Here is a 20,689-nt window from a genome sequence, read left to right as displayed (position 1 = left end):
ATAAAGAGTATAATTAGACTCTGCCTAAGCTGGCTAGCTCAAATATTAGTAACTAAGATAAATAACTGTTCATTTAGTTTTGCCCAACTAAAAATAGTTTTTGCAATGCTAAGCAGCACTGTTGTATATAGTTTCTGTATCAGCTTTTTCGCAGAAAGTATTGCAATATCAACACCAAACTGCTTTATTAGAAATCGGAAGGAAATTATTTGCCCCCTTTTATCGTTATGTAACAAAAAGAACTAAAGCCTTTTATTTATGCCTGAGAAGATAGAGAAGTTTGAAGAGATGATTGAGGATCCTACAGCACATCAGCTAAAAGCTTATTATGACGCCAAAGAAAAAGCTTGTGTTGATGCTATGAAATCTACAAAATCAAAAAATCCGCATAACAAGGGTTCAAATTTGGCAGATTTTTGGGATTACGTCTATAATCAATTTTATGAAATACAATAATAGATAAATTAATTTTATCATACTTTTCTAAAAGCTTGCAGAAAATCCTGCAAGCTTTTTTTATATGGTATTTTTATTAAGTTATTCCAACTATTGTATTTGGTATGTATATTATCTTATAAATTAATATGTATGCTGATTGAAACTATTTAAAAAATATATTCGATATGGATATGAAGTTTGTAGATCGAGAAAAAATTTATAGTTCAAAGAAAAGGTCTTCGAAGTTTAAGCCTTTGCTGGAAGCTCTTGACAAACTTGAAGTTGGTGGGGATGCCATCGAAATAGATTACGAAGATGATAAAAGCGTTAATTCTATGCGAACGGCTGTTTATCAGTATAATCAGGAGAAGGGAGTAAAAATTAAGAGCGGTAAAGATTCAGAGAATAAAAAAATCTATTTCTACAGAGAACGATAATAGTTTCGTTCATCGTTTAAGCTACACAATAGTTTTATAAATCCTCATTTTCTTCTATGGAAGATCTTACGTCGGTTGATGCCAGTCTCATGCAAAAAGAGGTGTTGGAGGGATTGTCAAAGCCTCAAAGACAGCTGCCCAGCAAGTATTTCTACGACGAGAAGGGGTCAGATCTGTTTGAACAGATTACCCGCCTTGATGAATATTATCTGACCGATTGTGAAAAGGAGATCCTGCAAGCTAATATCAACGAAATTGCTGAGCGCATTGGTTCAGATGTGATGCTGATAGAATTGGGCAGCGGAAGCAGCTATAAAACCCGGTTTCTACTCGAAGAGTTATCAGCCCTTTCTACCTATATTCCGGTGGATATATCAGAAGAGTTTCTATTGAAGACGGTCAATCAACTGCGCATGGAATATCCCAAAATATCGATTATTCCTGTTTTTGCAGATTACACATCCCATTTTGAATTACCGGTTGCAGAAGGTTCAAGTCAGAAACAGGTCATATTTTTTCCGGGATCGACGATTGGCAATTTTGATCCCGATGAGGTACAGACATTTTTGAATAACATAGCCGGTATTACTGCTGATAATTCAGAAATGCTTGTCGGTGTGGATTTAAAGAAAGATCCGAAGGTGCTGGAAGCGGCCTATAATGATAAGCAGGGTATTACAGCTCAGTTCAACAAAAATATATTGGTGCATATTAATCGAGTGTTGGATGCCGATTTTGACATCGAAAAGTTTAGCCACAAGGCCTTTTATAATGAACATGCCGGGCGCATTGAGATGCATCTGATATTATCCCAAAAACAGACGGTTACTGTTGGGGATCAGAGGATTGCGTTTGAGAAGGGCGAATCGATCCATACCGAAAATTCATATAAGTATAGCCTTGAAGAATTTGAGGAGGTGGTTGCCGATTGGTATTCGGTAGAGAAAGTGTGGACAGATGAAAAGGATTATTTTTCATTGCAATACCTAAAAAAGAAATAATCGGGCCGGAGATGATTCGATTTTTTAGAAATAATATAGAAGAGGATTCGAATTTAACTTGGGGATTTGCAGTGATGGTCATTGCCATCGGATTGATTGTTGGATCTTTTTTTGTACAGGTAGCCATGGGCTTGTGTCCTGTTCCGTAGTGGATAAATGACCAAGTATAGAATTCGGGCTAAATATTAAGATTGGTTTTCGTCCATCACCACAAAAAGCAGTTCTTTTTGTTTTAGAACCAATAAACTTCCAGGTAAATAATATCGGGATTGGAGCAGGTGCAAGCCGAGTTGGTATTTTGTTTCAATTATAATTGGATGTAATCCCCTTAGAAAGGAAATGTATGTTACAAGTAAATGTGACGCTTGTTTACCAATCCCTCTAAAATCATTACTTTAAAGTTTTACAGGGGTGTCCTGCAAAATGGGGCTGAGATCACACCCACAGACCTGATCTGGATAATACCAGCGTAGGGAAGCCTGTCCGCTCGTTGCGAGCTATCTTCCGGCTGATTGCCTGCCTGTTATTATCCGGATGAAAGCTATTTTCAATGAATTACGATTGTGCAATGAGCAATAAACTCCAAAAGAAAAAATTCGAGCTGGCCACCAAGAAACTTGAACAGTGGCAGGATCGTGAAGAATGGTTTTTCAATCGCGAGCACACCGAAGTATATGAGGATTATTATGAAGGTCGATATAAACGGGCTGAGGTCTGGCAGAAGAAAGTGCTGGCAAAGCTCATCCAAAAAGATGAGCGTATAGAAACCCTGCTGGAATACGGCTGTGGAACGACCCGTTTTACCCGATGGTGGCAGGAAATCGGTATTGAAGCCACGGGTGCGGATATTTCGCCGTTTATGTTAGGCGAAGGGAATAAACACTTTGACGGTGATCTGGTTTGGGCCGACTCTCATCATATGCCATTCAAAAATAATACTTTTGACGCGCTGGCTTTTATCGCTACGTTCGCCTATTACGACGACCCGATCAAGGTGATTCGTGAGGCGGTGCGGGTAGGGAAATACGGGATGATATTCGGTATTATGAATCGCAATTCTACCAAGGTGATGCGTCGGCGTGTACAGGAGGTTTTCGGGGCGAACCCCTATTATGAGACGGCTAATTTCTATACGCCGAATAAGCTGATTAACACTATTCACGAGGCGCTCGAGGGACGATTGTACGAGATCGAATGGACGGCCACGGGCCTGCCAAAATGGTTCCCCGTGCAGCGTTGGGGATTGCCGATCGGCGACTTTTTTGGACTGCATGTAAAGTTAACTGATGTCGAATAAAAACAGATAAGTATGAGTGCATTTGAAGATCAAAGCGGAAAAATTAACAGCAAACTCTTCCGCAAAATAATTGGGCCGCAAAGTGGTCGACATCGCGAAGAAGTTGTTACCGGTCCCAAATTCGGTGTAGATACGGCCGTCATAGATCTTGGAAATGGTAACGGGCTGGCGACTTCGAGCGACCCGCTCTCGCTGATTCCGTCATTGGGACTCAAGGAATCAGCCTGGCTGTCGGTGCACTTACTGGTCAACGATATGGCTACTACCGGATTTGCACCGCAGTATGCCCAGTTTACGCTGAACCTGCCAGCGGATTTTCCGCTGGAGAAGTTTAAGGCCTACTGGACGCATATCCACCGGATGTGCGAAGAATTGGATATTGCTATTACCGGCGGACATACTGCGCAGGTGCCGGGACAGGAATCCACGACGCCGGGTGGTGGCACGATGTTTTTGCAGGCTCCCCTTGATGAAATTATAACGAGTGACGGTGCTGAACCGGGTGATAAAATAGTAGTCACCAAAGAAAGTGCACTGGTTTCTTCCTCGATCCTGGCAAAGAGTTTTCCCAAAACGGTCAAAGAAGAATGCGGACCGAAAATTTATGAGCAGGCTTGTGATAATTTCTATCGCACCTCATCGCTGCAGGATGCGCTGGAAGCAACGAAGATCCTTGCAGCGAAAACGGAACTAAAGGCAATGCACGATGTTACGGAGGGTGGGTTGCTTGGCGGCATATCCGAGCTGGCTGAGGCTTCGGATTGTGGTTTTCGGGTGGACAGCGACAAGCTTCCCGCGGGAGAGGCTCCACAAAAAATTTGTGAGCTTTTTGAGATTGATCACCGTCTTTGTGTAGGGGCCGGCTCTATGATAATGGCCGTAGCAGCAGGAAAGGAAGAAGCACTTGTGAACCACTTGAATGATCAGTCCATTCCGGCGACGGTGGTAGGAGAACTGACAGAGAAAGGTGAAGGAACTATCCTGATTGAAGATGGTAAGGAAGAAGCTTTTGATTTCGACGGGAACGACCCGTATTGGAACGCATTTTTTAAAGCAATGGAAAAGGGCTGGAAATAAGTTTGTCTGTCCCCTTTTGAAGGCGATCCCAATAATAAAATGTTGAAAGTATGAGTAATAATAAATTAAACGGTCTATATTTGGTTGTTGATCCGTCCATGGATCACGAAGTGCTGCTCGAAAAGGTGGAAGAGTCTTTGAAGGGCGGCGTCGAAATATTACAGATCTGGAACCGCTGGCCTGAGGGGATGAGTCAGTACGACAAAGAGCAGTTGGTTACATATATCATTGGGATGGCCGAGAAATATGGTGTGCCGGTATTGGTCAATGATGACTGGGAGTTGTTGCAGAGTACTGATTTGGACGGTATACATTTTGATTCGAAGCCCAATGGTTTCGACCGAATAAGAGAAAAAGTTGGCCGTGATTTTATTGCCGGTATTACTTGTAGTAACGACTTGGAAGTTATTAAATGGGCCGAGGAAAAGGGTTTTGATTACGTTTCTTTTTGTGCCATGTTTCCATCGTCCTCGGTAGGCAGTTGTGAAATTGTACGTCCCGAAACGGTGCGCAAGGCGCGGGAGATAACGGATATGCCGCTTTTTTTGTCTGGTGGAATTACGCCCGAAAAAATAAAGGAGCTAAGTGAACTGGATTTTAATGGCGTGGCGGTGATATCAGGGGTTTTGAAGGATGATGAGCCACGAAAAAAAGCATCAAATTATAATCAAGCATTGAATAATAGGTGATATGTTATGTTCATCTTTTCAGTGAGGAAAAAACGAACCAAAAAACTCACCACCTGAGGATTCTTCACCTGAGCTGCGCTCATTGAACCTGCAAAAACGCAAACTCATTCGCGTTGCTCATTCAGGCAAGCATATTTGCGGAGGGTTCTGCTTCTCTTGCTCCGAGACGGCTCACAATTCTTATGGTGGGTTTATTCGGGGTCCGGGGTGAATCGCGGTAAAGAATAGGAAGAAGCAATCAACGTGATAGAGCAGTAAATGGATTATAGTTTTAGTCAGAACAAAATCTACGATTCCCCCGGCACTTTTTTTTGTCCATTTTTTGGTGACAAAAAAATGGACATCCAAAACTTTGGGGCAAACCGTAATGGATTTTATTAAATAAAGCAATTATGACGAAAGAACTTTTAGAAAAACTATGTTGTCCGATCGACAAGCACGATTTGGATGCTAATATCATTAACGAAGGGGAGGGCGGTGAAATTTTGGAGGGGCTCTTGAGTTGCCCTGAATGCAACCGTTACTTCCCGGTGATCTATGGCATTCCTATTCTTATACCCGATGAGTATCGTGATGAATCCATGGAAAAGCCGCTGCTGAAAAAGTGGGGCTATGAGCTGACTGAAGGAGAGGATTCTGAGTTACCATTATTGGAAGAGAAAACAGAGTAAACTCAACAGTTTCTGAATCTATGTCGATAAATTTATTATATTTCGACATATTTATCATTTCTGTCGAAATCATAGACACATATTAAAAATATGTCGAATTATTGCTTATAAATCGACGTATTGTAGGTTCCTGTCGATTTATTTGTATTTTTTCAGCAACCTGAAGTCATTTCAGTTCTACATATTTCTTGGCCGGTAATTTTAACTCCCATGTCTCCATTTCTAATTCTAGACTCCGTTAATCCCGCATTAACTTCTTGTACTGTACGCGCTCGGGATGATATTTCGAACCCAGCCGTTGTTCGCGGTTTTCTTCATACTCCGAATAGTTACCCTCAAACCAGTACACCTGACTGTTGCCTTCAAATGCCAGCATATGCGTGGCAATACGATCCAGGAACCAACGGTCGTGGGAAATGACCACAGCACAACCCGCAAAATCCAGCAAAGCTTCTTCCAAGGCACGAAGGGTATGCACGTCCAGATCGTTTGTTGGTTCATCAAGAAGCAGCACGTTCGCTTCCTCTTTTAGCATCTTTGCCAAATGAACCCGGTTTCGCTCTCCGCCCGAAATTTCGCTGCACCGTTTTTGCTGATCGCTGCCGCTAAAGTTAAATCGAGCTGTATAAGCCCGGGAATTCATCTCACGATTGCCAAGCTTAACCGTATCTTTGCCACCCGAAATTTCCTCCCAAATAGTTTTCTCGGGATCAAGTGGACGCTTTTGATTTACATAGCCAAGCTCAACACTTTCACCGATTTCAATCGTACCGCTGTCCGGCTCTTCTTCGCCGGTAATCATCTTAAAAAGGGTTGATTTTCCAGCGCCATTCGGGCCAATGACGCCCACAATGCCGCCCGGTGGCAGGCTGAAATTCATTTCCTCAATAAGCAGTCGATCATCATAACCTTTCGTAACATCGTTTGCTTCGATTACTTTATCACCCAGTCGTGGACCGGCAGGGATAAAAATTTCCATCTCTTCCCGCTGCTTCTTGCGCTCCTCGGATAGCAGCTCCTCATACTGATTGATACGCGCTTTGCTTTTGGATCGTCGGCCTTTGGAATTTTCCTGTATCCATTCCAGCTCTTTTTGCAGCGTTTTTTGCCGCTTCGATTCCTGTTTTTCCTCCTGTTCCAATCGCTTTTTCTTCTGGTCCAGCCACGAGCTGTAGTTCCCCTCGAACGGAATGCCTTCGCCGCGATCGAGCTCCAGAATCCATCCTGCAACATTATCAAGGAAATACCGATCGTGCGTTACGGCAATAACCGTTCCTTCATAGCGATCCAGGTGCTGTTCGAGCCAGGCCACGGATTCGGCATCGAGGTGGTTGGTCGGCTCGTCGAGCAGAAGTACATCCGGTTTTTTGAGGAGCAGCCGGCAGAGGGCCACGCGTCGTGCTTCACCACCCGAAAGCACTTCAACGGACGTATCACCGGGCGGTGTGCGCAGGGCATCCATGGCCTGATCCAGCTTGCTGTCGAGATCCCAGGCTCCAAGATGTTCGATCTTCTCCTGCAGTTTTTCCTGCTTTTCGATCAGCTTTTCAAAGTCGGCATCGGGATCACCGAAAGCGGCGTTTACTTCTTCGTATTCAGCCAGCAGATCGATCTGCTCCTGCACACCTTCTTGTACGATCTCTTTGACTGTTTTATCGGGATCGAGTTTGGGCTCCTGCGGCAGCATCCCAAAAGTAATGCCCTTATTACGCGATATTTTGCCCTGGTATTCTTCATCATTACCAGCAATAATATTCAGAAGGGTACTCTTTCCGGAGCCGTTGTTGCCAAGTACGCCAATTTTAGCACCGTGAAAAAAGGAGAGGTAAATATCTTTAAGAACAAAGTTGTTGGGCTTGTACACTTTGCTTACGCCCTCCATCGAAAAAATAATTTTTTGATCGCTCACGAGACTTGAATTAGGAATTTAGAATTTTCAATTAGGAATCATAGAAAATTTAATAAACGAATAATATAAGGATTTTGAAGGGGGAGTTAATAGGGAAATTGATTTAAAAAATACTGTTTGCGAACCTATCAACTTGGAGGCTCACGAAATTATGAGGCTAACCGAAAATTTAGGTACCCAAAAACAATTTCAATCCTCCTGACCTCCTTCTCTAAGGAGGAACTCGTTTATCTCTAAAAAGCTTAACTATCTATTTGAGAGGCTTCTAAAAGTCCCTCTTGGAGAAGAGGGATTTAGGGAGATTGAGGTCACTTTGATTAATTAGGTGTTAATTTTAAAAATTTTGCTTTTTGGGCTCTTCTTAGGTTGAAGTCTAATAGAAACTTATCGTAGATGATGTCATGTCCATTTTTTGTCACCGATCCCGTATGAATGGGACCCGTGATTCGCCCCAGACCCCAGCAGAAAAAGTCGCAATTAGAATTGCTAAAGCTATACTTTAAATCTCTTTGATATTGAGTTTATGAATCAATTTCTCACTCGTTCCGTTAATCCCTTCAGAAAATACCGCAAAATTTGATCACCGCATTCCCGATAATTATCATGTCCCTCGCGGCGGAAAAGCGCACTCATCTCGTGTTTGGAAATCGAAAATCCACCCCGTTCCAGGATGTTGTGCATATCATTTTCGCGCAGTTTAAAGGCGACCCGAAGTTTCTTAAGCACGATATTATTGGTGACCGGTGTTTGGATGGGGCGCGGCGGATGATCTTTGCTCCTGCCTCGTTTGTAATAGATAAGACCATCTAAAAAATGGGCCATAAGAACGTGACTGCAATCTTCGCCCTTTTCATCATCAGCCAAATTCTGACTCTTGAAAATATAGGCTACTTCACCCCGCTCGGGTTTGTATCCTCCCAGCTTCAGGATATTTGCAATCTCGTTATCGTTAAGATCCAGCATATAGCGGATACTTTGGATGACGTCGTCGTTTCTCATGGATTCTGGAATAAGATAGGAGTTAAAAATAAATACTGCGTCCCAAGGTACAATTTTGGGCAGGACTTTCGAATTATGCTGGGTAGGAATTTATCTACAAGGAGGAAAAAGGCTACTTGTTGGAACGAGTGAATTATTAATTTTTTTAGAAATACTTGTCAAAGCCTTAACATATTTCTGTTGTTTTGTTTATTGTTGGTTGAATGATCAAAATAATTAATGGGTGATACTGTATGGATGAGCAAACTTCGGGAGAAGAAACGTTGCAAGAACAGGTTGAAGAGCGGGAATCCACAGTTCAACAAAAATACGGTACATTCGGCGGAGTATTTGTTCCAACGTTACTTACCATTTTGGGTGTTATCTTATTCCTTCGTCAGGGGTGGGTAATCGGGAACGCAGGCCTGCTGGGCGGATGGCTTATCATTACGCTCGCTTTTGTGATTGTAACTTTTACAGCACTTTCCATGTCGTGTATCACCACTAATATTCGCATCAAAGCGGGCGGTGCGTATTCCATAATTTCGCAGTCGCTGGGCTTAGAAGTAGGCGGGAGTGTAGGAGTTCCGCTATATCTTGCGCAGACCTTTGCCATAACGATGTACATTTTTGGTTTCAGAGAGGGTTGGTTGTATATCTTTCCCGACCACTATGCCATTTTAGTAGATATTGCAGTATTCGCCATTCTTTTTATCGTCGCATTTTTGAGCGCCAAGCTGGCTTTTCGCATTCAATATATTATTCTGGCAGTAATTATCGGCGCGCTGGTATCGGTGGGAGCGACTGTATTTACGGGTGCTATGGACCAAAGCATCCAGTGGTGGGGCAATTTCCCGGGTGCGCCCGAAAACAATTTTGAAGGTGTCAGCTTTTGGGTCGTTTTTGCGGTTCTGTTCCCGGCGGCGACAGGTATTATGGCGGGAGCAAATATGTCGGGAGAGCTCAAAAATCCCAAGAAAAGCATACCGCTGGGCACGTTATCGGCTATTGCGATCAGTTATGTGATTTATATGGCGTCCGGTTACTGGATGGCCAAGGTGGCTCCGGTTGATGAGTTGGTAAGTAATTATAACGTAATGATAGATTACGCGCTCTGGGCACCGGCGGTACTCGGGGGATTACTGGGAGCTACCTTTTCCTCGGCACTGGCTTCTATCGTGGGTGCACCGCGTATCTTGCAGGCACTGGGCGAACACAAAATATTTCCCGGAGGAGATATATTTTCGGAGCTTGCAGAAAATGGAGAACCCCGCAATGCTATCTTGCTTACCGGTGGACTGGTGCTGGTGACCTTACTGCTTCGGGATTTAAATACCATTGCCCCGCTTATCACCATGTTCTTTTTGATCACCTACATGATGATCAATTTAGTGGTATTTATTGAGCAGCAGATGGATATGATTAGTTTTCGTCCGACCTTTCATATCCCCAAATTTGTGCCCTTTTTGGGAACAGTTGGGTGTCTGTTTACGATGTTTATCATCAACTCCACCTTTGGACTTATTGCCCTAAGCCTGGTGATTGTAATTTACCTATATCTCACCAACAGAAAGCTCAAGGTACCCTACGGGGATATGCGAAGTGGCCTTTTTGTGTCGCTGGCAGAGTGGGCCGCTAAACGTGTTTCGCTGCTTCCCGAAAATAACGAACGGGCCTGGAAAGCTAACCTGTTGGTGCCGGTGCGCAGTGCCCGGGAATTACGAGGCAGCTTTAGTCTTATTCGCAACCTTGTGTATCCTAAGGGATCGGTAAAGCTGGTGGGCATGGGAGGTAGTAAAGACCACAGTAAATTCGGGGAATCGCTGATGGATTTTGCAATGTCGTTCAGCCGGGAAAATGTATATACCCGCTGGAGTATTATTGATTCGGATAATTTCAAACAGGCGGTCCTGAATTCGTTACAGACGCTGCAAGGCACATTTTTCAGGCCAAACATATTATTTCTTCGTTTGCCGAGCCACAAACGGTACGACGATGAGATCCACTCTATCATTAACGAAGCGCGACTCAATAACATGGGGATACAACTGTATGTTGAAGATCCTATAGCACAGCTGGGGCGAAGTTCTTCCATAAATGTGTGGATACGGGAACAGAGTCCTGATTGGGACCTGAGTATGGAGCTTGGTAATGTGGATCTGTCCCTGTTGACGGCCTACAAATTAAAGATGAACTGGAATGCACAGATGAGAGTTATTACAGTCGTGGAAGATTCACAGGTTGAAGAAGCCTATCGTTATCTTGATAATCTGTTGGATGCAGCCCGTCTGCCGGAAGTTCTAAAACATGTGGAGGTTGGTACTTTTGATGAGGCATTGCGGAATGCACCGCAAGCCGATCTTGATCTCATGGGATTACCTGAAGATCCGAACCTGCAAAAACTTAGATCGTATGTGGAAACTACACAGTCGGCCTGTGTGTTTGTGGCTGATTCGGGCAACGAAAATATTTTAGCCTGATTTTGGGATATCGAAATTTTGCTCCATCTTACTTATTAATCGGGTAGCGACCAGAACATTCACCTAACGGAGATCACAATGAGAAAAATAATTTCGGCAATATTATTAGTGGGCGGTATTCTGTTACTTTATTTCGGATATCAAGAATACCATTCCTTGGGCTCTGAAATGGATCAAATATTTGGCGGTGCAGGCTCCGATAAAGCCATCTGGATGCTTGTCGGCGGCGCCGCGGCTACGATCGGCGGATTGTTGGGCTTTTTTAGGAAAAAGATTAGCTAAACTAAGAAAATGGAGAAAATACAAGGAATTGTTCTTGACGTTGTCAACAGGCGGCGTTTTAATGGCGAAGTAGAACTGAAAGAAGGAGTAATCACTGCTGTGCGTGAAGTCGACGGTGGAGTGCCCGAACAGCATATTATGCCCGGCTTTGTGGACTCCCATATCCATATCGAAAGCTCGATGCTGGTGCCTTCCGCCTTTGCCCGGCTGGCAGTGCGTCACGGTACGGTAGCTACCGTCTCCGACCCTCACGAAATTGCCAATGTCTGCGGTAAAGACGGCGTCGACTTTATGATCGAGAACGGGCAAAAGGTGCCCCTGAAATTTTATTTCGGTGCTCCCTCGTGTGTGCCGGCTACTCCTTTTGAGACTGCCGGTGCTGAGCTTGATACGGAGGCCGTAAGTGAGCTGCTGGACCGCGATGACATTCTGTACCTCGCGGAGATGATGAACTGGCCGGGTGTACTGAACGGTGATCAAGAAGTGCAGGCTAAGATCAGTGCGGCACTGGATCGCGGGAAACCGGTGGACGGTCACGCTCCCGGTCTAAAGGGAGCAAAAGCGGCACAATATGCCGAAGCCGGTATCACCACCGACCACGAATGCTATACCAAAAAGGAAGCCCTCGATAAGCTGAAACACGGCATGAAGATTGCAATCCGCGAGGGCAGCGCCGCCAAGAATTATGATGCGCTCATTTCGTTGCTGGATGATTATGCCGGTGAAGTTATGTTCTGCTCGGACGACAAGCATCCTGACGACCTGGTCGTGGGACATATTAACGAGCTGGCTGCCCGAACGCTCGATCAGGGCTATGATCTCTTTGACACCCTGGAGGCGTGCTGTGTGACACCGGTACAACATTACGGGCTTGATGTGGGGCTGTTGCGCGAAGGCGATCCCGCCGATTTTATCGTTGTTGATGACTTGGATACAATGCATGTACGACAAACCTGGATCAATGGCCGCTGTGTGTTGAACGGGGATACCGTGCATATTCCGGATATGGACGTGAAGCCTATCAATAATTTTGTTTCTAATACCTGCACGCCGGATGATTTTGTAATTGAGGCGAAGCAAGATGATCAATATCCGGTAATTGTGGCACAGGACGGTCAGCTTGTTACCGGGAAATCAACCGAGCGTCTGCCGATACAAAATGGCAAGTTGCAACCCGACCTTTCGCGGGATATCCTGAAAGTGGCGGTTGTTAACCGTTACGAAAAAGCACTGCCGGCCACCGCATTTATTAAGAATTTTGGCATTCGTGAAGGTGCCATTGCTTCCTCGGTGGCCCACGATTCCCACAACGTGATTGCCGTGGGCAGTTCCGACGAATATCTGAGTAAAGCCGTGAACCTGGTGATGGAGCACGAAGGCGGGCTATCGGCCGTATCGGCTGACAAAGAAGAAGTGCTGCCCCTGCCGGTAGCGGGACTGATGAGCAACCGGCCCGGCGAAGAGGTAGCCGCCCATTACGAGAAGTTGAGCCGCATGGCGCGGGAGATGGGCAGTGAGCTGAACTCACCCTTTATGTTGATCTCCTTTATGGCACTGCTGGTCATTCCCAGCCTCAAGATAAGCGACAAGGGTCTCTTCGACGCTGATAACTTTGAGTTTGTGGGGTAAGGGCAGAGTGAAGGTTGAATGATGGAAGTTACAAGTTAAAAATTACAGGGTAGAAGATGCAGGTTGGAAATTGATGTACAGTAGTTACATGGGATATCTTGATATTTTTATTTTGGCTTGACCCATTCGCTTTTTGCTTCTGTTTACAATTATTAGGTCAGAGTGTGACCCATCCTAAATTCCTACCTATGAATATGGAGGGACTTAAAACCATGAAGTCTGCCGCAAAAAATCCCCTCCATCGGAGGGGTGCGGTTATCGATTCGGTGAACTTGCCGAAGCGATGGGGTGGGTTATTAATAACTTTATTCTAACACACCCCGCTCCAGCACATAAAAACCATGTGCTGAACCACCCCTCTCAAGAGGGGACTTGTTAATGTCCTGAATGTACTTTTTACAACAAAGCATTACCAAATCACCTCCACCGAGAGGACCACAAGATGGCATTCCAAAGGACCGGCGGTTGAAAACGAACCATCAGGAATCACCAGTGGGTCACTGCTTCCATTTCAGAACCCACTCCAACCGATCTGAAGTTTTAGCACGTCCCCTCGAAAGGTTTTACGGGATGGGTTGCGGGAAAGCATATAATTGTTCATTATACTTTTTCAGAGCACTTAAAAATTGATACGAAAGTCATGCGTTTCTTCTGGAAAATAGTACTTCTTGCTGCTATTCCGATCGGTGGTTACTGGCTCTACAAGAAAAGTAGCTGTCCGGTCGATATTGAAGAACAGCCTAAACCGACAACAGAGAATAAGGCAACTTCCAAATCCCCTCCCAGCCTGTCCCGTAAATTCGGGAGGAGCGGTGCCGAGGAACGAGGCGGGGTGGGTTCGACCGAACAGATTATCGAACGGCTGACCGAAATCAACGGCGTTACCAGCCGCGTGGCAGAGAATCTTGTGGAAAAGGGAATTAAAAGCAAAGAAGCCCTGATGAAGCTCTCCGAAGAGGAGCTCCGATCAGTAAAAGGCATTGGCCCCAAACGAGCAGATAAGATCCTCAAACTATAATAGTGTCTATGCTTTTTTCTTGTGTTACTTGTTTTGATGGTTCGTTGACTGTTGAAGCATTTATGAAGGAATGAGCCGGTAGCAAAAAACACGATTGCCAGCTTTGGCCTTAGCTACAAAATTCTTAGGCCGGAGTTGAAAACTGTGAAATAGATCAGGAATTGCCCCCCCTTCTGACAGTGGTTATTTGAGGACGATATATTTGATTCGAAGGGGGCTATGGGGGATGACTGCTTCAGTATTTTATTTATTATGTAGGGCGGGTTGATACCAGCGTCTCACCTAAAAGAATGAGACTAATACTCTCGAGGGGAGTGCCGTCCCGGGCATTCGGGAGGAGGGACGTGTGGTAATAATTGTTTATAACCGATTATTATTGATTCAGTTTTTGTGGTGTTCCTTTTGTCTTGCCCTTGTGGAATCCTCCAAAATTCGGAGGGTCACTACGTGACATTCCACGGGGCTTGATACAAATAGATATGTTCATTTTTTGACATCAAAAAACGAACTAAAAAAAGTGTCCGGCTGAGAATACTGTAAACGCTATACCCATCGGGTGGAATAATTTTGATGGTCCTTTAACTATAGAAATAATTTAGCAGTTGATCACCGGTACAAAATTATTCTTTACGCCCTCTGGGTTACGCACACTATTCGTTATGCCGGAGTTGAAAACCTTGAAATAGGTACGTAGGAATTCTCCCCTTGAGGTCCACTTTAAAAGAATGGGCAAAGTCCCCTTTGGAGAGGGGTGGGCTCCGCCGGGTTTGGCGGAGGTCGGGGTGTGTCTCTTGCTAATCAGCTGGTTCACTCATTAATCTTTGTGCCTTAGTGATAATCTTTTTACTCCGGTTGGTCAAAGACACGTTCCCCGAGTTCGCGTTCTTTTTTGACCAGGAAAGATCCCTGTCCTTTTTGACGGAAAAAGCGGCAGGCCCGCCCAATGATATAAAAGAGAAGAAAAACAAGCAGGGTAGCCACAACCGTTGCCACCGGCTGCTGGGTTATATTTTGATATACTGCTTGTCCATAAGCCACGCCTTCGTTAAGCAACTCCATCACCCGGCTTATTGCATCTCCCCCGTAACGCTCGTTAAATGCCGAGGCAGTAAGGGTGTTATAATCCTGAATTACTGTACTGATATACGCAAGGCTATCAGGCCATTCCGCGATTCGATGCAGGACATTCCCAATTGAGCCAAAGCCTGTGCCGATTTTGCTGAAAAAAGATCCGCCGGCTCCCAGTACAATCATGGAAATAACACCGGCAGCAAGTTTAAACAGGTATTCCAGCAGGAATAAAATGGGCTTGGCGGCAAGGGTTAGAAAACGGGATTTATTCATAGGGGGCTGTCGGCTGAGGTTCCAATGTATGTATTTTCTGAGATGTCTGAATGCTGCCTATCTAATATAGAGAAAATGTGCATTGATCACATTTTATGAATATGCAATGGACTGGATTATAGCTTTGATCAAAAGGGAAAAAGTTTGTTCAGTTTTTAAACTATAAGGTTGGTTAATAATTGATGAGATTTGTAATCTTTTCGTAAATAGTCCACCTTTGAGAGTAAAATTCTTAAAATAAATTTAGAAGAATGGATTCATTACTTGAGTTATGTGCAAGACCCTATGATTCAGAAAATTGGTCGGAGGAATCAGAAAAAGCATTTGAGGAACTGTTCGGGTCGAGTGGTGGTCGCTACTCATTAAGATCTCAAAACGATATTCAATTTCGTACACCCGCCGCCAAAATACCTTTTTCTGCTGTTATCCATAAGTCTAATCCTACAAGTGGAGGGTACAGTGGAATGAGCTTTGTAATTTTTCCTGTGGAAGACGGTCCCGCTATGATTGCCATGGTTGTGGGTACGCAGGGATTAAGTCCCGACGAAAATATTATTGGTAAGCCTGGCCATTCGCGAAAAATGAATGCCATTGTCCGCTGGTTAAATGAGCAGTATTCCGGAAATGAGCCCATTTCTTGGGCTAAAAAAGATGCGGTCCGTACTGATATTGGTGTGCCTCAAAACGTTATTAATGCTCATCCCGAGTATAAAAATATATTTGATCGGTATGGAAAAGAGATTTATGGTTTCTGTATTGCGAAGAATGAAATAGCAGAAAAAGCACTAAAAGCTTTTTTAGATTTTAATTTTGAGGAGCGGGGTTATACTCCTCTTAGTGCTGCCGAAGATGAATTCAAAGAGATTAAAAGCAACTACTTTTCCTATCTAATGCCAACGGTGACCCAGCAAAAGGTTGGAAATCTTCTAAAACAACGGAAATACGTAGTACTCCAAGGCCCGCCGGGTACAGGCAAAACTCGATTGGCGAATAAGCTATTGGAAGAAGATTATGAGAGTCAGGGAATGACTATCCAGTTTCATCCCAATATTACCTATGAAAATTTTATTGGGGGACTGTTTCCTACATCTACAGGAACGGAGTTGGGATAGAATTTCAGTATCAGCCGTGGACACCTGCTGGATGCCGTTGAAAAAGCGTACCAAACGGAAGAGGATGTTCTTTTAGTTATTGATGAGATTAACCGTGCAGATTTGGCGAAAGTATTGGGCGAAGCTATTTATGGTTTAGAACCTTATGAGGATCGTACTATTCAGTTGCCCTATGATTTTGGTGGAGAAATTGGTCAGGAGTTAACCTTTCCTCCTAATCTGCATATTCTTGGCACTATGAATACGGCGGATCGCAGCATTGCTATTTTAGATGTAGCCATTCGTCGTCGGTTCGCTTTCCTTAACATGTGGCCACAGGTAGAGGTCGTGGAAGAAAAAGGAAATGAGATGACGAAGGAAGCCTATCAGAAATTATTATCGATTTTTATCAATTATGCTTCCGAGGATTCTTTCGATCTCATGCCTGGACACTCCTATTTCATTGCTCACGACGATGTGGATGCCGCTACTCAAATGCAGACGAACTTGATTCCTCTCTTGAAAGAATATTTGGCGCAAGGCTATGTGGCCAATTTTGCAGATGCTATTCATGCCTATATCCAGGAGATTGAGCAACTTTAAGGATTAACTGCCATGGCTAAAAAGCAAACAGCCGATGAGTGGGCCAAGGAATTACAGGCTAATCATTCGGATGTCTTAGAACTTCACGATAATCAGACGGCCTATCTGGGTACCGAATTTTTGTCGAAGCATGTGGATGCTCGGAATGAAGACAAAATAACGGCAAAGCTGGGTCAGCAATTTTTGAATCTCAACAGGGATACGCTTAATAAGCTCGATCTGGTTCCCGAGATTTACTATTCTGGGGATAATCTGAAGCTGAAATTAAAATCACATACTTGTGTCGGTGCCATTCCCCTCCTTTCCCCGATCACACATAAATATGAATATAGTTTGATTATAAGGCCTCGCTTTGGCTGGCAAGGCATTGGACCTATTTTATCTACAACAGGATGGAAGATCCTACCCAATATCTTGAATCTGCCTCAGCTCAAGATCTCTGAGCGGCGTGTCCCACCGTGGGTATTATCGAGCGTAATTCTGGGACGCCTGGAAGAATTAATAAAACAGCTTGATCGTCGTTTCGAAATGGATGAATTATATCGAACTAAACCCAAAGGCAAAGTTGATTGGGCGGACTATGCACAGAAACAGGTGGCAAAGGGAAAATTCTTAAACTTCAAATGTAGATATCCGGAATTGCAGGAGAATCGCGATCTTAAATCTGTTGTCCATTTTGCATTAAAGAAGCAGCGACAGAGTTTGGTAACCCAACGTGATGCCGGCGTTCATGTGCTTCAACTTATTGATTTGTGTAATCAGCTCATCCAAAAAGTGGCGGACTGCCCGCCCCGCCAACCTAATAACCTCAAAATCGACTATTTGCAGTCATCCCTCCTGCAGGGGGGAGCTATTCAGCGCGGACTGCAAGCCATAGTCTGGACTACCGAAAACAAGGGCTTGGCTGGATTAGGAGATTTGAGCGGCCTACCATGGAAGATGAATATGGAAGAGTTATTTGAATCCTATGTTGAATCGATAATTGAAAAAATTGTAGCGCAGACTGGGGGAACATTAAAAAGTGGACATAATCGGGAAACAGTAGTACCTATTTCGTGGGATCCACCTTTTCTGGGTTCGCAAGGTTCACTAGTGCCAGACCTCGTGGTAGAAAAAGAGGATGTTGTTCATATTATAGATGCGAAATATAAAGATCACTGGGAGGATCTGAATACCGCAAACTGGTATAATATCGGCGATACCATCAGGGAACGGCACCGTAACGATTTGCTCCAAATATTAGCTTATGCCTCTCTGCCAGAAGACAAGGAAATTCGTTGCACGCTTATGTACCCCTGCAAAGAGAAAACGTGGGAATCGTTAATAGAGCGTGAACGTCATGTGCATACTGCAGAAATAAGTCGAGGGAATCGGCATATTCAACTTAATCTCACGGCTATTCCTTTCTCTATGAATGATACGGAGATCAATGTTCTCCAAAAATTATTTTGACACAGGATGATGACCGAGCAAGAAATCCTAAATAAATTTAAATCGCTTACTGTTTGGAAAAGTGGTGACCGCAGGGCACCCCATAAGCCATTGTTGGTGATACTGGCCCTCGGTTATTTGCAGAATCATGGTCAGCGGCTGCTTCCTTATAAAATGATTGAAGGAGAACTGGAACGTTTGCTGGAAGAGTTTGGCACTCCACGCAATGCAAGTAACACCCATTATCCATTTTGGAGGTTGCGCAATGATGGTATATGGGAAGTGGAAGGCGGTACTGAGTTAACGCTGAACAGTAGCGGAGGTGTACGGAAAACCGAACTGAGAAATAAAGATATCCGGGCTGGCTTTACACTTGAAGTTTATAACTTTTTAAAAGAAAGCCCATCTGTTATTAGTAGTATTTGTTCGGAACTACTGGATGCCCATTTCCCCAATACCATTCATGAAGATATTATTCACGAAGCGGGAGTAAACCTGGAAGATCAGACGGTAAGCAAGAAACCACGCGATCCGAATTTTAGGCTGAATGTGTTGCAGGCGTACGAGCACCGGTGTGCAGTCTGCGATTTTGACGTTCGCATCGGCGCCAAAACCATATGTATAGAAGCTGCGCATATTAAATGGCATAGTGCGGGCGGACCTGATGAAGTGTCTAACGGCATTGCCCTCTGTACCATGCACCACAAGCTGTTTGATTTAGGGGCTTTTACCCTTAATGACGATCAGCGGTTTATAGTATCGGAAAAAGTCATTGGCACTGATGGATTTGATTTATGGCTGGGTCGCTTTCACGGCGATGAAATACGTCCGCCGGTCCGTGCGGTGTATGAGCCCGGTATCGATTACATTACCTGGAATCACGATCAGGTATTTAAAAGTCCCGGTCGCGTGGGTTGATTATCCGTGATTTAAGATCTTTCGCTACCACTTGCCTCTTTCCTTCCTCCCTTTTATATAACCGGATGAAAAAGTGATACAACGCAAGGCTGTGGCTATGACGGAAATTACTACGATTGACGGGGTACTTGAAGAGCTCGACGAAATCATCGAAACTTCGGTGGCCGAGGGCAGTCCGCTGGCGATTTTTGCTTTTGTATACCGTAGAACGACCGCCAAGATTGGCGAAGGAATCGAAAAGGGACAGTTCGAAGATCCCCGGAGGATGGAGCGCTTCGATGTCGATTTTGCTAAGAAATATATTCGGGCCTTCTGGCGCTATCGTCACGACAAGCCGGTTCCTTTTGTATGGAAAATTGCTTTCGATGCTGCGGAGGACCCGGACGGCAGAAATCCAATCATTTTGCAGCATCTGCTGCTGGGCATGAATGCACATATCAACCTGGATCTGGGTATTGCGGCGGCCGAGACGGTTCCCGACGGACAGATACAGTCCCTTAAAAAGGATTTTATGATGGTGAATACCCTGCTTGAGGAGCTGATTGATGAGATGCAGGAACGGATTTCCCGGGCATCACCGCTGCTGTTTCTGATCGACTGGATAGGGGAGCAAAACGACGAGGCCGTTGTTAATTTCAGCCTGAGGAGGGCCCGCGACTTTGCATGGAATGTCGCTGTGACCCTGGCGCATGCAGATGAGGAGGAGAAAGAACATATCATTCGCAATATGGACCAACAGGTATTGAAAGTTGCTAAGAGAGTGCTTGATCCCCCGGGATTTCTGCTTCCCAATGTCCTTAGTTTAATTCGGACGTTCGAGGAAAAGGACATCCGGGTGATTATTGATAAGCTAAAGTGATCTGTTTGGTATTTGATGTGGGGACCTGTCTTGATCCGCGGAGGTGTCTAACGAGATGCCTGAATTTAGATTCGATACCTGTATTCTTCGTTGGAGGGAATTTAAAGGTGTTTTCTGAAAAAGATGAGGAAGTGGAATTTGGCAATAATAAATCCCCTCTATAAAGAGGGGTGGTCCGGCATGAATTTATGCCGGAGCGGGGTGTGTTACTCAATATCTTTACCCACCCCGCTTCGCAGGCTCAGCACCCCACCCAGGAGGGGATTTGAAAGTTGCTTTTTTAGAGGTTGAGTGATCAGAAAAACAGCACGAATAAATTTCCCTCTATCAAGAGGGGTGGGCGTGCCGATACTTCGGCGCGGCCGGGGTGTGTTCTTTTAGTAATATTTTCTTACCCACCCCATCGATTCGCAAAAACCATCGAATCGATACCCGTACCCCTCCCGTGGAGGGGATAAAAAAAACTGTGAAGTTGGCAATGGGTTAAGTCCCCTCTTGAGAAGAGCGGGGTGTGTTAGTTCAAGATTGAACTGTAAG

Annotated in this window: 20 protein-coding genes; 17 read left to right on the top strand and 3 right to left on the bottom strand. The window is 44.6% G+C overall.

Annotation, left to right across the window (positions count from 1 at the left end):
• The first annotated feature begins 258 nt into the window (after positions 1-258).
• The 8 genes from ACQ4LT_RS07070 to ACQ4LT_RS07035 all read left to right on the top strand — a co-directional run bounded on the left by ACQ4LT_RS07070 (position 259) and on the right by ACQ4LT_RS07035 (position 5,610).
• Positions 259-456, top strand: coding sequence for a hypothetical protein (locus ACQ4LT_RS07070; protein WP_445665329.1), 198 nt, complete (start codon positions 259-261; stop codon positions 454-456).
• A gap of 167 nt (positions 457-623) precedes the next feature.
• Positions 624-875: a hypothetical protein gene (locus ACQ4LT_RS07065; RefSeq protein WP_445665328.1), complete on the top strand. Its 252-nt coding sequence runs from the start codon at positions 624-626 to the stop codon at positions 873-875.
• Between the two features lie 56 nt (positions 876-931).
• Positions 932-1,876 carry an L-histidine N(alpha)-methyltransferase gene (gene egtD / locus ACQ4LT_RS07060; RefSeq protein ID WP_445665327.1) on the top strand — a complete coding sequence of 315 codons (945 nt, stop codon included), beginning with the start codon at positions 932-934 and terminating at the stop codon, positions 1,874-1,876.
• An 11-nt stretch (positions 1,877-1,887) separates the two neighbouring features.
• A complete protein-coding gene (locus ACQ4LT_RS07055; protein WP_445665326.1) occupies positions 1,888-2,025 on the top strand; it encodes a hypothetical protein in 138 nt (45 codons plus the stop codon).
• A 419-nt stretch (positions 2,026-2,444) separates the two neighbouring features.
• On the top strand, positions 2,445-3,173 hold the full coding sequence (locus tag ACQ4LT_RS07050) for a class I SAM-dependent methyltransferase (RefSeq protein WP_445665325.1): 729 nt from the start codon (positions 2,445-2,447) through the stop codon (positions 3,171-3,173).
• A 12-nt stretch (positions 3,174-3,185) separates the two neighbouring features.
• The gene (locus ACQ4LT_RS07045; RefSeq protein ID WP_445665324.1) at positions 3,186-4,250 is read left to right on the top strand and encodes an AIR synthase-related protein; all 1,065 of its coding nucleotides are present in this window, start codon (positions 3,186-3,188) and stop codon (positions 4,248-4,250) included.
• 50 nt (positions 4,251-4,300) lie between these two features.
• Positions 4,301-4,939, top strand: a complete 639-nt coding sequence (locus ACQ4LT_RS07040; protein ID WP_445665323.1) for a thiamine phosphate synthase — start codon at positions 4,301-4,303, stop codon at positions 4,937-4,939.
• A gap of 392 nt (positions 4,940-5,331) precedes the next feature.
• A complete protein-coding gene (locus ACQ4LT_RS07035; protein ID WP_445665322.1) occupies positions 5,332-5,610 on the top strand; it encodes a Trm112 family protein in 279 nt (92 codons plus the stop codon).
• Positions 5,611-5,848: 238 nt separating this feature from the next.
• Here the strand turns inward: ACQ4LT_RS07035 and ettA are convergent, their stop codons facing one another.
• The gene (gene ettA / locus ACQ4LT_RS07030) at positions 5,849-7,519 is read right to left on the bottom strand and encodes an energy-dependent translational throttle protein EttA (RefSeq protein ID WP_445665321.1); all 1,671 of its coding nucleotides are present in this window, start codon (positions 7,517-7,519) and stop codon (positions 5,849-5,851) included.
• A 528-nt stretch (positions 7,520-8,047) separates the two neighbouring features.
• On the bottom strand, positions 8,048-8,518 hold the full coding sequence (locus ACQ4LT_RS07025) for a YehS family protein (protein WP_445665320.1): 471 nt from the start codon (positions 8,516-8,518) through the stop codon (positions 8,048-8,050).
• 233 nt (positions 8,519-8,751) lie between these two features.
• Between ACQ4LT_RS07025 and ACQ4LT_RS07020 the strand changes: the two genes are divergently transcribed.
• The 4 genes from ACQ4LT_RS07020 to ACQ4LT_RS07005 all read left to right on the top strand — a co-directional run bounded on the left by ACQ4LT_RS07020 (position 8,752) and on the right by ACQ4LT_RS07005 (position 13,906).
• Positions 8,752-10,977 (top strand): amino acid permease, encoded by a 2,226-nt coding sequence (locus tag ACQ4LT_RS07020; protein WP_445665319.1) that lies wholly within the window; start codon positions 8,752-8,754, stop codon positions 10,975-10,977.
• 78 nt (positions 10,978-11,055) lie between these two features.
• Positions 11,056-11,259, top strand: coding sequence for a DUF3185 family protein (locus tag ACQ4LT_RS07015; protein WP_445665318.1), 204 nt, complete (start codon positions 11,056-11,058; stop codon positions 11,257-11,259).
• A 9-nt stretch (positions 11,260-11,268) separates the two neighbouring features.
• Positions 11,269-12,888, top strand: coding sequence for an adenine deaminase (gene ade / locus ACQ4LT_RS07010; RefSeq protein ID WP_445665317.1), 1,620 nt, complete (start codon positions 11,269-11,271; stop codon positions 12,886-12,888).
• A 640-nt stretch (positions 12,889-13,528) separates the two neighbouring features.
• On the top strand, positions 13,529-13,906 hold the full coding sequence (locus ACQ4LT_RS07005) for a helix-hairpin-helix domain-containing protein (protein ID WP_445665316.1): 378 nt from the start codon (positions 13,529-13,531) through the stop codon (positions 13,904-13,906).
• 843 nt (positions 13,907-14,749) lie between these two features.
• On the opposite strand, the gene ACQ4LT_RS07000 is transcribed toward ACQ4LT_RS07005, so the two are convergent.
• Positions 14,750-15,250: a hypothetical protein gene (locus ACQ4LT_RS07000; RefSeq protein WP_445665315.1), complete on the bottom strand. Its 501-nt coding sequence runs from the start codon at positions 15,248-15,250 to the stop codon at positions 14,750-14,752.
• A gap of 251 nt (positions 15,251-15,501) precedes the next feature.
• On the opposite strand from ACQ4LT_RS07000, the gene ACQ4LT_RS06995 reads away from it, so the two are divergent.
• From ACQ4LT_RS06995 to ACQ4LT_RS06975, 5 genes are all read left to right on the top strand, one after another.
• Positions 15,502-16,362: an AAA family ATPase gene (locus ACQ4LT_RS06995; RefSeq protein ID WP_445665314.1), complete on the top strand. Its 861-nt coding sequence runs from the start codon at positions 15,502-15,504 to the stop codon at positions 16,360-16,362.
• Positions 16,363-16,464: 102 nt separating this feature from the next.
• On the top strand, positions 16,465-16,944 hold the full coding sequence (locus ACQ4LT_RS06990; protein ID WP_445665313.1) for a hypothetical protein: 480 nt from the start codon (positions 16,465-16,467) through the stop codon (positions 16,942-16,944).
• Positions 16,945-16,956: 12 nt separating this feature from the next.
• Positions 16,957-18,396 (top strand): 5-methylcytosine restriction system specificity protein McrC, encoded by a 1,440-nt coding sequence (locus ACQ4LT_RS06985; RefSeq protein ID WP_445665312.1) that lies wholly within the window; start codon positions 16,957-16,959, stop codon positions 18,394-18,396.
• Between the two features lie 9 nt (positions 18,397-18,405).
• Positions 18,406-19,293, top strand: coding sequence for a phosphorothioated DNA-binding restriction endonuclease (locus ACQ4LT_RS06980; RefSeq protein ID WP_445665532.1), 888 nt, complete (start codon positions 18,406-18,408; stop codon positions 19,291-19,293).
• 73 nt (positions 19,294-19,366) lie between these two features.
• Complete coding sequence (locus ACQ4LT_RS06975) at positions 19,367-20,152, top strand: DUF5995 family protein (protein ID WP_445665311.1); 786 nt, start codon at positions 19,367-19,369, stop codon at positions 20,150-20,152.
• Positions 20,153-20,689: the final 537 nt, after the last annotated feature.

The sequence above is a fragment of the Fodinibius sp. AD559 genome, assembly GCF_052712805.1.
The sequence above is the reverse complement of the archived record's forward strand: the minus strand, read 5'-3'. Positions and strand labels throughout refer to the sequence as shown.